Annotated in this window: 16 protein-coding genes and 1 tRNA gene; 14 read left to right on the plus strand and 3 right to left on the minus strand. The window is 66.3% G+C overall.

Annotated features, from left to right (window positions below):
• Positions 1-5 precede the first annotated feature (5 nt).
• Entirely contained in the window at positions 6-1,058 is a 1,053-nt protein-coding gene (gene pseI, locus ACIQ3R_RS09165; protein WP_397417630.1) for a pseudaminic acid synthase, read from the plus strand.
• On the opposite strand, the gene ACIQ3R_RS09170 is transcribed toward pseI, so the two are convergent.
• Positions 1,055-1,750, minus strand: coding sequence for a cytidylyltransferase domain-containing protein (locus ACIQ3R_RS09170; RefSeq protein ID WP_397417598.1), 696 nt, complete (start codon positions 1,748-1,750; stop codon positions 1,055-1,057). The two genes, pseI and ACIQ3R_RS09170, sit on opposite strands and share 4 nt — an antisense overlap.
• A gap of 19 nt (positions 1,751-1,769) precedes the next feature.
• Positions 1,770-3,566 carry a tetratricopeptide repeat protein gene (locus ACIQ3R_RS09175; protein WP_397417600.1) on the minus strand — a complete coding sequence of 599 codons (1,797 nt, stop codon included), beginning with the start codon at positions 3,564-3,566 and terminating at the stop codon, positions 1,770-1,772.
• A gap of 93 nt (positions 3,567-3,659) precedes the next feature.
• Here ACIQ3R_RS09175 and ACIQ3R_RS09180 point away from each other — a divergent pair, with 93 nt between their 5' ends.
• The 11 genes from ACIQ3R_RS09180 (at position 3,660) to ACIQ3R_RS09230 (ending at position 10,034) form a co-directional block, all read left to right on the plus strand.
• Complete coding sequence (locus ACIQ3R_RS09180; protein ID WP_397417602.1) at positions 3,660-4,028, plus strand: YciI family protein; 369 nt, start codon at positions 3,660-3,662, stop codon at positions 4,026-4,028.
• A 184-nt stretch (positions 4,029-4,212) separates the two neighbouring features.
• Positions 4,213-4,288: transfer RNA gene (locus ACIQ3R_RS09185), tRNA-Trp, on the plus strand.
• Positions 4,289-4,397: 109 nt separating this feature from the next.
• Positions 4,398-4,706, plus strand: a complete 309-nt coding sequence (gene secE / locus ACIQ3R_RS09190; RefSeq protein ID WP_397417604.1) for a preprotein translocase subunit SecE — start codon at positions 4,398-4,400, stop codon at positions 4,704-4,706.
• A 2-nt stretch (positions 4,707-4,708) separates the two neighbouring features.
• A complete protein-coding gene (gene nusG / locus ACIQ3R_RS09195) occupies positions 4,709-5,278 on the plus strand; it encodes a transcription termination/antitermination protein NusG (RefSeq protein WP_397417606.1) in 570 nt (189 codons plus the stop codon).
• Positions 5,279-5,282: 4 nt separating this feature from the next.
• Positions 5,283-5,699, plus strand: coding sequence for a DUF5990 family protein (locus tag ACIQ3R_RS09200; protein ID WP_397417608.1), 417 nt, complete (start codon positions 5,283-5,285; stop codon positions 5,697-5,699).
• Between the two features lie 148 nt (positions 5,700-5,847).
• Positions 5,848-6,279: a 50S ribosomal protein L11 gene (gene rplK / locus ACIQ3R_RS09205; RefSeq protein ID WP_397417611.1), complete on the plus strand. Its 432-nt coding sequence runs from the start codon at positions 5,848-5,850 to the stop codon at positions 6,277-6,279.
• Between the two features lie 4 nt (positions 6,280-6,283).
• Positions 6,284-6,973, plus strand: a complete 690-nt coding sequence (gene rplA / locus ACIQ3R_RS09210) for a 50S ribosomal protein L1 (protein WP_397417614.1) — start codon at positions 6,284-6,286, stop codon at positions 6,971-6,973.
• Between the two features lie 70 nt (positions 6,974-7,043).
• Positions 7,044-7,553, plus strand: a complete 510-nt coding sequence (locus ACIQ3R_RS09215; RefSeq protein ID WP_397417616.1) for a GNAT family N-acetyltransferase — start codon at positions 7,044-7,046, stop codon at positions 7,551-7,553.
• Positions 7,553-8,374: an enoyl-CoA hydratase-related protein gene (locus ACIQ3R_RS09220; RefSeq protein WP_397417618.1), complete on the plus strand. Its 822-nt coding sequence runs from the start codon at positions 7,553-7,555 to the stop codon at positions 8,372-8,374. Before ACIQ3R_RS09215 ends, ACIQ3R_RS09220 begins: the two co-directional genes overlap by 1 nt.
• A gap of 66 nt (positions 8,375-8,440) precedes the next feature.
• Positions 8,441-9,637 (plus strand): acetyl-CoA C-acetyltransferase, encoded by a 1,197-nt coding sequence (locus ACIQ3R_RS09225; RefSeq protein WP_397417620.1) that lies wholly within the window; start codon positions 8,441-8,443, stop codon positions 9,635-9,637.
• 4 nt (positions 9,638-9,641) lie between these two features.
• Entirely contained in the window at positions 9,642-10,034 is a 393-nt protein-coding gene (locus ACIQ3R_RS09230) for a GFA family protein (protein WP_397417622.1), read from the plus strand.
• 17 nt (positions 10,035-10,051) lie between these two features.
• Here the strand turns inward: ACIQ3R_RS09230 and ACIQ3R_RS09235 are convergent, their stop codons facing one another.
• Positions 10,052-10,666, minus strand: coding sequence for a 2-hydroxychromene-2-carboxylate isomerase (locus tag ACIQ3R_RS09235; RefSeq protein ID WP_397417624.1), 615 nt, complete (start codon positions 10,664-10,666; stop codon positions 10,052-10,054).
• 351 nt (positions 10,667-11,017) lie between these two features.
• Here ACIQ3R_RS09235 and rplJ point away from each other — a divergent pair, with 351 nt between their 5' ends.
• A complete protein-coding gene (gene rplJ / locus ACIQ3R_RS09240) occupies positions 11,018-11,533 on the plus strand; it encodes a 50S ribosomal protein L10 (RefSeq protein ID WP_397417626.1) in 516 nt (171 codons plus the stop codon).
• A gap of 52 nt (positions 11,534-11,585) precedes the next feature.
• Positions 11,586-11,969: a 50S ribosomal protein L7/L12 gene (gene rplL / locus ACIQ3R_RS09245; protein ID WP_397417628.1), complete on the plus strand. Its 384-nt coding sequence runs from the start codon at positions 11,586-11,588 to the stop codon at positions 11,967-11,969.
• The last annotated feature ends 168 nt before the right edge of the window (positions 11,970-12,137 follow it).

The following is a 12,137-nucleotide window of genomic DNA, read 5'->3' on the forward strand; positions in this document are numbered from 1 at the left end:
ATGCGATGAGCGAGCCGCATGTGACCATCGGCGGGCGCCGGATCGGTCCTGAGGAGCCGCCCTACGTCGTCGCCGAGATGTCGGGCAACCATAACGGCGACATCGGCCGTGCGCTGGCGTTGATCGACGCGGCCAAAGCCGCAGGCGCAGACGCGGTGAAGCTGCAGACCTATACAGCCGACACCATCACCCTCGACCACGACGGCCCGGCCTTCACGGTCAAGGGGGGGCTTTGGGATGGCCGGCGTCTCTACGAACTCTACCAGGAGGCGCACACGCCGTGGGACTGGCATGAGCGGCTGTTTGATCACGCCCGCGGGATCGGCATTGAGATCTTCTCCTCGCCGTTCGATCCGACTGCGGTGGACCTGCTCCATCGCCTGGATGCGCCGGCGTACAAGATCGCTTCCTTCGAGCTGATCGACCTGCCGCTCATCCGACTTTGCGCGTCGCACGGTCGTCCTCTGGTGCTCTCCACCGGCCTGGCCTCACCCGACGAGATCGCCGAGGCGGTGGAGGCCGCGCAGGGTCCTGGCGGCGTGATCCTGCTCCACTGCACCAGCGCCTATCCGGCGCCGCTCTCAGACATGAACCTTCGCACGCTTGGGCACATGAAGGCGCAGTACGGCGTCGTGGTCGGACTTTCGGACCACACCATGGGGGTGACGGCGTCGGTCGCGGCGGTGGCGCTGGGCGCTTCGTTCATCGAGAAACACTTCACCCTCAGCCGGGCGGAGGGCGGAGTCGACTCGGACTTCTCGCTGGAGCCCCATGAGCTGGAGCGGTTGGTCACAGAGTGTCGCGACGCCTGGCTGGCGTTGGGATCTGTGCGCTATGACGAGGTGAGTTCGGAGGCGTCCAGCCGAGATCACCGCCGCTCGCTCTACGTCGTGGCTGATGTCGCCAAAGGGGAGCCGCTGACTCCCGCCAACGTCCGATCGATCCGACCCGGCCTGGGTCTGCCGCCGAAGCACCTGCCACAGGTCTTGACGGGAAGGGCCAGCCGCGACCTGGCGCGCGGCGCGCCGCTCGACTGGACGATGGTGGAGGGGATCTAGCCCGTCGATCCGTAGTGCGCGAAGGGCAGCGCCCGAACATCGTCCGAGGTGAAGTTCGGTTTGCCCTCATAGAGCGCCGCATAGACGCGTTCGACGAAGTCGAAATCCTCCGGGGTGTCGACCGTCCAGCGCAGTTGGCTCTCGTCGATGTCCTGGGTGAGGGCGGCGAGGGTGAAGCGTTCCGGACGCCGGTAGATGAAGGGTGTGACGTGTTCCCGCTCGTAGGGGTCAACCGCTTCGCGCTCGGCGGCCTCCAGGGCGTCGAGGCCAAAGGCTTCCACGTCCAGTCCATGTGGGAAGGTGGGCTGACGTCCGTTGGAGACGTAGTCGACGCCCAGGCGGGCGTGCAGCCGGACGCAGGCGTCGATCACGTCCGGATCAGCCAATGGACAATCGGCGGTCAATCGTACGACCTGACCGGTCACGGCGAAGGCCCGGGCGGCGCCCATGTAGCGGCCGAGCACATCAAGCAACGAGCCTCGGAACACATCGACGCCCAGGCTCTCCAGGTGAGTGGCGAGGGGATCGTCGGACGGGTCGGTGCTCGTGGCGACGATGATCCGGCTTAGCGTCCTGCAGCGGCGGATACGCTCGATCTGTCGCTCGACCATCGGACGGCCGGCGAGGCATTTCATCACCTTGCCGGGCAGCCGTGTGGAGCTCATGCGGGCCTGAAGGATCGCTACCGCCATGGCGCCGGCGTCGTCTGCGTCAAAGCGTCTTGAGATGATCGGTCAGGTCGTCGGCGACCCGTTCCATCACCGGCGACCAGTCTCCGAACGCCTTCGCGGGAAACAGGCGCGCGCTCGGGTACCAAAGATAGCGATCCTGGCCCAGCACCGGCCACGCTCCGGGACTGACAATGAGCCAAGTGGGCGCGCCGCCTGCGGCGGCGATGTTGAGCGTGGCGTTTGCGAAACCGATCACCAAGTCCAGGGCCGCACTGAGGGCGGCGATCTCATCCAGATCCTGCTTGAGATCGATGCCCGGCGGGTTCCAGATTCGAACGCCCAGGTCGCGCTCTGCGGCGGCGAGTTCCTCTGTGCAATCGCCGTACTGCAGATTGACGAAACAGGCGCCCTCGACGCGGAGGATCGGCTTCCAGCCATCGAACGGCGAAAAGAACCGATGACGGGCGTTGTTTGTCACCAGGCTCTTCCAGAGCAGGCCGATTTTGGGGCCCGGCGGCGCCTGTTCGTCGAGAACCTGCTTCCAATGGGCTACCCGGGCCGGGTCCGGGAGGATGTAGCCGCCGCCGGTCGGAAAATCGGCGACCTGGCGGCGGAACTCCCGCAGCAGCGAGCCCATCGGCGCCCAGAGATCGACCGTATGCAGCTCTTCCTGGAACGCCGGAATGTGGCGCACGGTGTGGCCGCCGACATTGTGAGTTGCATGGGCGAAGACGCGGGCCGAGGGGAAGCTCCGTCGGAAGAGCTCGACCAGTCGCGGCTCGACCGCCAGAGTCAGGCGGCCGCTGGGACCCAGGCGCTGGATTACGTCCGGCAGAACGTTGGCGAACAGGACTTCGTCGCCCAGTCCCTGCTCGGCGCAGACGAGAAGCGACTTCCCCTCAAGATCGGCGCCCGGCGTCCAGCGCGGACGATTAAACATGAAATGGGTCGCGTCGGCGAACTGCGGATCGAGGCGAGCCTCGTATTCATCCCAGCCCTCGCCCAGCCGGCCGAGCGCCATGAGGATGGTGGAGCGCGAAAGGCGCATCATCTGCCGTTCGTCTTCGGCGACGACGCTGGCGAGCGCGAGGTCGCAGCACTCCAGCGCCGACGCCGCGTCGCCGAGCGCCAGCCGGACGTTGCCCAGGTTGTAGCGGGCCTTCAAGAAGGCGGGATCGAGGTTCAGCGCCTCGGTCAGGAAGATCTCGGAGTTGGGATAGTCGCCCTGCTCGGCGACGATGGTGCCCATGGTGTTCCAAAGAAGGGCCGAGCCGGGTTCAGCCTCGATGGCGGGTCGGAGCGTCTCGATGGCTTCGTCAAACCGGCGCTGGTCGCGCAGGGCGCAGGCGAGGTTGTTCAGCGCTTCTCCGTGGCCGGGGTACTGCCGCAGGAAATGGCGGAACAGCTTCTCCGCCTGGGGCTTGAGGCCCATCCGATAGGCGAGACGACCTAGATCGTTGGCGACTTCGGCCTGTTCCGGCAGCAGCTTGAGCGCAGCCTCATAGGCCAGGATGGATGAACTGAAGTCGCCGCGCCGCTCCTGGACGATGCCCATGAGGTACCAGCCGAAGCCGGAGTGCTCATCGCGCTCAAGCGCCTGGCGCACCCACTCGAACGCCGGCCCGATCTGTTCGGCCTGAAGCGCATCGACCGCCCGCTGGAGAAGCGGCCGGACGGACATGGCCTTGAGCTCAGCCATGGCGGCCGTAAGCTGCGCCAACGCGCCGGCTTCGCCGGCCCGGCCGATGGCGTCGGCCGAAAGACGCGCGGGTGTGGCCTGAGCGGCGGTTTCCAGCGCGATCGCCGAGACGGAGGCGGGCAGGGCGCGGTCGGACATGGAAGAGTCTCCTCAAGGATCGACTAGCGCGCGCGTCGCTTAACCCTTGGTTTAGACTGGACGCCGTGGCGGCCAGAAGCGTGGAGCATTCGAATGCGGGTGATGGTGCTGGTGAAGGCGACCGAAGACAGCGAGGCGGGCTTCAAGGGCACGCCAGAGGAACAGGCGATGATGGAGGCGATGGGCCGTTTCAACGCCGAACTGGAAGCGGCTGGCGTGATGCGCAGCGGCGATGGCCTGAAGCCCTCGTCATTTGGCAAGCGGGTGGCGTTCGACGGCGCCAGTCGAACTGTGATCGACGGGCCTTTCGCCGCGACGCGTGAACTGGTGGCCGGGTTCTGGCTCTGGGAGGTGGCTGACATGGACGAGGCGGTCTCCTGGGCGAAGCGCTGTCCGAATCCGATGCCGGGCCCAAGCGAGCTGGAGATCCGACCTTTCTATGAGTCCGAGGACCTCGCTTGAGCCCGAAGCACCGGCCGGGCTGGCGTGGACAGCGTGGACCTTGAATTCGCGGGCGGGTTGGGTCATAGGCTCGCCTCCTGCCCTGACATCGTGGAGTCCATCGTTTCCAGCCGCCCTTGGGGCGGACGACCGCTGCCAGCGGTTCCGGAAGCGGCGGATGAGACGGGCCCGGGCGGGGGCGACTAGGAGTGTAGCTCAGCTGGTAGAGCATCGGTCTCCAAAACCGAGGGCCGGGGGTTCGAGTCCCTCCACTCCTGCCACGCCCTATATGATGATGCAGGATGAACCGGAGCGCGGGGTCAACTCGCCGCTCCAGACGAGAGCTTGAACCGCCGAATGGCCCGGAAACCTGGAAAGTCCCCGACCGCAATGCGCGACCGCGCCGCCAAGACGGCGGCCGTGCTGGCGACGCCAGGCGGCGGTGGCGGCGGCGGCTCTGTCGAGGGCGCGAAAAAGAAGGCCGGGTTCATCGAGTTCGTCCGCGGTATCCCGCGCTTCTTCCGTGAAGTGCGGGCCGAAGGGCGCAAGATCACCTGGACGAGCCGGCGTGAAACCTGGATCACCTCGGTGATGGTGGCGATCATGGTGGTGCTGGCGGCGATCTTCTTCTGGATCGTCGATTTCATCCTTCGCTTCGCCGTCACCCAACTGTTGCAACTGGCGAATGCCGGGAACTGATCATGTCTGAAGCTGCCGTCTCCGCCCCCAAGGGCAACCCCCGCCACAAGTGGTACATCGTCCACGCCTACTCGAACTTCGAGAAGAAGGTGGCCGAGTCGATCCGCGAGCAGGCCAAAAACCACGGTCTGGAGGACGAGTTCTCCGAGATCCTGGTGCCGACCGAGGATGTGGTGGAGATCCGGCGCGGCCGGAAGATCAACGCCGAGCGCAAGTTCTTCCCGGGCTATGTCCTGGTGAAGATGGAGCTGACGGACGAAGCCTATCACCTGATCAAGAACACCCCGAAGGTGACGGGATTCCTGGGCAGCGGCTCCAAGCCGATCCCGGTGTCTGAAAAGGAAGTCCAGCGCATCGTCGGCGCGATCGAAGAAGGCGTTGAACGGCCGAAGCCGACCATCAGCTTCGAGATCGGCGAGCAAGTGCGGGTGACGGACGGGCCGTTCGCCAGCTTCAACGGCAGCGTCGAACAGGTGGACGAGGAGCGGACGCGCCTGCGCGTTACGGTTTCGATCTTCGGCCGCGCGACCCCGGTCGAGCTGGAATACGCCCAGGTGGAGAAGGTCAGCTAGGATCATGGCGGCGGACAAGGTCCGACTGCGATTGCTTCATGACGGCTCACCGCCGATCCACGACACCGGCGAGCCATTTCTATTTGGCCTTCAGACGACCAAGCAGGAAATCGTTCCTGGTCGCCTCACCGCTGATGGTGGGTTGGCGTTTGACTTCGAACTCAGCGTTAGGCCGGGACCCGACGAAACGCGCCCGGTGTTCAGCGGGCCCGCAGCCTCCGGGTCCGTCGCCGACCGCTTCGTGTATCTGTCATGGAAGGCCGCCAACCGGGAAGGCTACGTCAATCGGATCAAGGCGAGTCTGCGATTGATAACATGGGAGCAGGTTCGCCAGGCCCAGTCAGGCGGGCGGATGCTACAAGCGAGCCTGGTCGGTCGCAGGCCTCACGACACTCGGCCCGTCGAATGGACGGTCGCCTGAGCGCTGGAGTTGCGGATGAGGCTCGCGCCTGATAAACGCCGCGCCTTCGCGCCGGGCTCGCCTGGTTTCGAAATCAAATCCGTGGGAGGGGCTGCCCGCACCACGGCCACATAGGCGTCCTTAGCTGGTCGCCGCTTGGAGACAGTCAATGGCCAAGAAGATCTTGGGCTATATCAAACTGCAGGTGCCTGCGGGCTCCGCCACGCCTTCGCCGCCCATCGGGCCGGCGCTGGGCCAGCGCGGCGTCAACATCATGGGCTTCTGCAAGGAGTTCAACGCGCGCACCGAAAAGGAAGCGAAGGGAACGCCGCTGCCGACCGTGATCACGGTCTATCAGGACAAGTCGTTCACCTTCGTCACCAAGACGCCGCCGGCGAGCTACTTCATCAAGCAGGCCGTGGGCCTGAAGTCGGGCTCTAAGGCGCCTGGCCGCGACAGCGCCGGCAAGATCACCCGCGCCCAGCTGGTCGAGATCGCCGAGAAGAAGATGAAGGACCTCAACGCCAACGACGTTGAGGCCGCCGCCAAGATCATCGAGGGCTCCGCGCGCTCGATGGGCCTGCAGATTGTGGAGGCCTGAGACCATGGCTAAGCAACCCAAGCGCATTCAGGCCTGGACCGGCGATACGACCGCCACCCACGCCCTTGCCGACGCCGTCAAGCTGGTGAAGGCTAACGCCAAGGCCAAGTTCGACGAGAGCATCGAAATCGCGGTCAACCTGGGCGTCGACCCGCGTCACGCCGACCAGCAGGTCCGCGGCGTTGTGGCGCTGCCCTCCGGCACCGGTCGCGACGTGCGCGTCGCAGTCATCGCCAAGGACGCCAAGGCCGCCGAAGCCACCGCCGCTGGGGCCGAGATCGTCGGCGCCGAAGACCTGGTGGAGCGCATTCAGGGCGGGTTCATGGACTTCGACCGCGTGATCGCCACGCCCGACATGATGGCCCTGGTGGGGCGTCTAGGTAAGGTTCTGGGCCCGCGCGGCCTGATGCCGAACCCGCGCGTCGGCACCGTGACGCCCAACGTGGCCCAGGCCGTGAAGGACGCCAAGGGCGGCTCGATCGAGTTCCGCACCGAGAAGACCGGCATCATCCACGCCGGCATCGGCAAGGCGAGCTTCTCGGAAGAGGCGCTGGCCATCAACGTGAAGGCGATGATCGACGCGCTGAACAAGGCCAAGCCCTCGGGCGCCAAGGGCACCTACATCAAGAAGATCAGCCTCTCCTCGACGATGGGGCCGGGCTTCCGGGTGGACCAGGGTTCGATCGGGGTCTGAGGCCTGAGCCGGATTTGTGAAGGCGGCGCGAGGGCGACCTCGCGCCGTTTTTCGTTCTAGGATGCCGGAGATGCCGACCGTCGCGCTTGAGCGCGCCCGATCCGACCAACGGGAGACGTTGGCCAATCTCTTCCAGCTCTACACCTACGATTTCACCGAGCAGTGGGTGGGGCTTGAGCGCGGCGAGGTTGGCGAAGATGGGCGGTTTGAGGCCTATCCGCATCTCGACAGCTATTGGACGGAACCGGATCGGCGCGCCTACCTGATCCGCACCGAGGGGCGCATCGCCGGGTTCGTGTTGATCAACGCCTTTAGTCACTCCGGACGGCCGGTCGACTTCGCGGTCTCCGAGTTCTTCGTGCTGCGCAAGCATCGACGCAGCGGCGTGGGTCGCGCCGCGGCGCGGGCGGCGATTGCGCCTCGGCCAGGTCAGTGGGAGGTGGCTGTGGCCAGGCGCAATAGGGAGGCGCTGTCGTTCTGGCGAACTGTGGCGGCCGATTTGTGCGATGGACCTGTCGAGGAACTCGATCTCGACAATGACGACTGGAATGGGCCGATCCTGCGGTTCAGAGTGACCTGATGGACCTGAAAGCCACCCGCTACGAGATCACCGACGGGATCGCCGTCGTCACCCTGGCGCGTCCGAAGCGCCGCAACGCCTGGACCGGGCGTATGCACACTGAGTACCGCTGGATCCTGCGAGAAGCGGATCGCGACCCTGCCGTGAGGGTGATCGTGGTGACCGGCGATCCGGACGGGCAGGCCTTCTGCGCGGGCGCCGACCTCCAGGCGCTGGAGGGGCACTCCGCCAAGGGCGGGTATGATCCGGGCACGCCTGAGGACATCGCCGAGCCGGGCTATGGCGTCGATCCGGCGTTCGACGCGAGCTTCGCCTATCACTTTGGGGTCGGGAAGCCGATCATCGCAGCGATCAACGGGGCGGCGGCGGGCGTGGGGCTGGTGCTGGCGGCGTTCGCGGACCTGCGTTTCTGCGTTCCGGGCGCCAAGTTCACCGCGGCGCACGGACGGTTCAACTTTCCGGCCGAGTTCGGGCTTTCCTGGGTGTTGCCGCGCATCGTGGGGCTGACCCACGCCAACGACATCCTGCTCTCCAGCCGCGTGTTCACCGCCGAGGAGGCGATGGCCATGGGCTTCCTGAACCGGATCGCGCCGGTCGAGAGGCTGATGGACGAGGTGATGGCCTATGCGCGCCAGTTCGCGACGATTGCGCCCGGATCAGCACGGGAAACGAAGCGCCAGATCTATCGCGATCTGCATCGCGACGCGGCCTCCTCGGTGCGCGCCGCCGAGGCTTTGCTGGAACAGATGGCGCGCGAGCCCGACTACAAGGAAGGCGTGAAAGCCTGGATGGAGAAGCGCGCGCCCGCCTGGGTTGGCTGAGGAGCCCTTGACGGCGGCGGCTGATCGGCCCCAGGACGCGATCAAACCTTAGCGAGGACAACGCCCGTGAGACGCGCCGCCATCGTCAGCCCCATCCGCACCGCCGTCGGCAAGTACCTGGGCGCGCTCTCAGACATTCCGGCGGGCGAACTCGGCGCCGTTGTGCTGCGCGCGCTGGTGGAGCGGACCAAGATCGATCCGATGCGGATCGACGACGTGATCTTTGCGCAGGGCTATGGCTCGGCCGAGGCGCCCTGCATCGCCCGCTGGTCGCTGTTGGCGGCCGACCTGCCCATCGAGGTGCCCGGCTATCAGCTGGACCGGCGCTGCGGATCGGGTCTGCAGGCGGTGATCGATGCGGCGATGATGGTCCAGACCGGCGTGGCCGACGTGGTGATCGCCGGCGGCGTCGAGAGCATGTCGAACGCCGAGTACTACACGAACGACATGCGCAAGGGCGCGCGGGCGGGCTCCGTCACGATGCACGACCGGCTGGCGCGCGGCCGTGTGATGAGCCAGCCCATTGAGCGGTTCGGCGTGATCTCGGGCATGATCGAGACGGCCGACAATCTGGCGCGCGATTATCAGATCAGCCGCGAGGCTTCTGACGAGTACGCCGCCGAGAGCCACAAGCGGGCGGCCAGGGCGTGGGCCGAGGGCAAGTTCGACGACGAGCTGGTGCCGGTCTCGATCAAGCAGCGGAAGGGCGACCCGATCATCTTCGCCAAGGATGAAGGCGTGCGCGCCGACGCGACCGCCGAGAGCCTGGGCAAGCTGCCCGCCATCGAGAAGGGCGGCGTGGTGACCGCCGGCAACGCGAGCCAGCAGAACGACGCCGCCGCCGCCTGTCTGGTGGTGGCCGAGGACAAGCTGGCGGAACTGAACCTCGACCCGATGGGCTGGTTTGTCAGTTGGGCGGCGGCGGGCTGTGAACCCTCGCGCATGGGGATCGGACCGGTGCCGGCGGTGAAGCGGCTGTTCGACCGCACGGGCCTGACCTGGGACGACATCGACCTGGTGGAGCTCAACGAGGCGTTCGCGCCGCAGGTTCTGGCGGTGCTGAAGGGCTGGGGTTGGGATGAGCGCGACCGGCTGAACGTCAACGGCTCGGGGATTTCGCTGGGCCACCCGATCGGCGCGACCGGTGGGCGGATCCTGGCCAACCTGCTTCGTGAACTGCATCGCCGAGACGGCAAGTATGGTCTTGAGACCATGTGCTGCGGGGGCGGGCAGGGGATCGCGGCGGTGTTCGAGCGGGCCTGAGGCGATGCTGCGCGGCAGCTGTCTATGCGGCGCGGTGGCCTACGAAGCCGATGCCGAGCTGAGCGGGATTGCCCACTGCCACTGCCAGACCTGTCGCAAGGCGCATGGCGCGGCGTTTTCCAGCATCGGGACGGTTCCCAAGGCGGCGTTTCGCTGGGTGCGGGGCGAAGATCGGCTGAGCCGGTACGAATCTTCGCCGGGCAAGTTTCGGTGCTTCTGCAGCGCCTGCGGGTCTCAGGTCGTGGTGGAGCGGGCGGAGAAGCCGGTCGTCATGCTGCGGCTGGGGTGTCTGGATACGCCGGTTGAGGTGGTCGAGCAGTGGCACATCTGGCGGTCGGACGGCGCGAGCTGGTACGATCCGAAGACGCCCTGTCGGGAACTGGCGGAGGGGTTCTGAGGGCGAGAGCCTAGGACTCAGTCCCGATTGGCAAGCGCCCGTTCCACGGCGGCGCGGACCAGCGGCAGGCGGTCGTTGCCGAAATACATGTCATCGCCTCCGACGAAGATGGTGGGGGAGCCGAAGCCCCCGCGCTGGATGAGTTCGGCGGTGTTGGCGTGGAGGGCGTCCTTGATCTCCTGGCGCGAGATAGCGTCGAAGAGAGCCGCGGCGTCTACGCCGGAAGCGGCGCAGATGTCGGCGACCACATCGTCGCGCGAGATGTCGCGGTCATGGGTCCAGTAGGCCTCGAAGGCGGCGGTGGCGAACGGGATCAGTTTGCCCTGAGGCTCTAACACGAGACAGCCGCGCATGACCTTGACGCTGTTCACCGGGAAGACGCTGGGCGGCATCTTGATCTTCAGGCCGGCGAGCCGCGCCCAGTCCTGGAGGTCCTTGCCAGAGTAGCGCGCCTTGAGCGGCACCGGGGCCTTGCGGCCCTCGTAGACGCTCGGGTTCACGGTGTTGAAGACGCCGCCGACCATGAACGGCCGCCAGCGGATCGTGACGCCCAGTTCGGCGGCCATCGGCTGAATGTTATGGAACGCCAGATAGGTCCAAGGGCTGGAGCAGTCGAAGAACATCTCGATCATGCGGCAGAGCCTATGGTGCGGAGCGCCGACAGGGAAGTACGGCTTCAGCGGTTGAACTCCCGACCACCTTCCTGTAATGGCCCGCGCTTCGTCGGCTCCGTGAGGAGGCGGCGTGGACGGCGAAGTCCCTCGGACGACGCCCTCCTGTCCAAGAACTGTGCAGCCGCCGGGGTCGCCGGGGGCCGTAACGCGGGGGATGGCCGTCCCCCAGGCGCAGGGAGACGGGAAGATGACGGTTCCTTACACCCACCGCTTTGCGGATGGGCGACGGACCTGCGGCTTTCCACATCGGACAGGTTGCTACCCGTGCACGCACTCTCGCGTGTGCGGAACCTGAGTATGGAGACCGCAATGGACCGCGCTCAAAAGCAGGACGCCATCGAAGCGCTGAAGGGCGTTTTCGCGGAGTCCGGCGCCGTGGTCGTGACCCACTATATGGGTCTGACCGTTGCGGAGATGACCGATCTGCGGGGCCGCCTTCGCACCGAAGGCGCCCGCATTCAGGTGGTGAAGAACACCCTGGCCCAGAAGGCGCTCGGCGGCTCGATCGGTGAAGCGGGCGACGCCCTCTTCAAGGGTCCGGTGGCCATCGCGTTCGCGGCAGACCCGGTGTCCGCCGCCAAGGTTGCGACCCAGTACGCCAAGGACAACGACAAGTTCAGCGTCATCGGCGGCTTCATGGGTCAACAGGTGCTGGACAAGGCTTCGGTGACGGCTCTCGCCACCCTGCCGTCGCTGGACCAGCTCCGCGCCAAGCTCATCGGCCTACTGCAAGCGCCCGCGACCAAGATCGCCGGCGTGCTGCAGGCCCCGGCCGGCCAGCTTGCCCGCGTGGTGAACGCCTACGCGACCAAGGACGCCGCCTGATCCAGATCGGATCAATTTCCCCGACAACCCTCACATCCAAGGAACTGACAACATGGCCAATCTCGAAAAGCTGGTGGACGACCTGTCCGCCCTGACCGTCCTGGAAGCCGCCGAGCTCTCCAAGCTGCTGGAAGAAAAGTGGGGCGTTTCCGCCGCCGCGCCGGTGGCCGTCGCCGCCGCCGGCCCGGCCGCTGCGGCTCCGGCCGAAGCTGCCGAAGAGCAGACCGAGTTCACCGTCGTGCTGACCGCCGGCGGCGACAAGAAGATCAACGTGATCAAGGAAGTCCGCGGCGTCCGTCCGGACCTCGGCCTGAAGGAAGCCAAGGACCTCGTCGAAGGCGCCCCGCAGAACGTCGTCGAGAACGTTTCCAAGCAGGCAGCCGAAGACGTCGCCAAGAAGCTGACCGAGGCCGGCGCGACCGTTCAGATCAAGTAGTCTGGCGGCGTCGGATCGACGCTTCTGTAGTTCGGAAAGGGCCGGGGGGCGACCTCCGGCCCTTTCTCGTTTCTCATGCCCCCAAACGGGGGAGGCGGGTTGGATTGCAGTGGGGCTCCTTGCCCGCATGAAGCCGTATCTCGCCCTCCTGACATTGGCCGTCGCGAC

The sequence above is a fragment of the Phenylobacterium sp. genome, assembly GCF_044371015.1.
Lineage (GTDB): Bacteria > Pseudomonadota > Alphaproteobacteria > Caulobacterales > Caulobacteraceae > Phenylobacterium.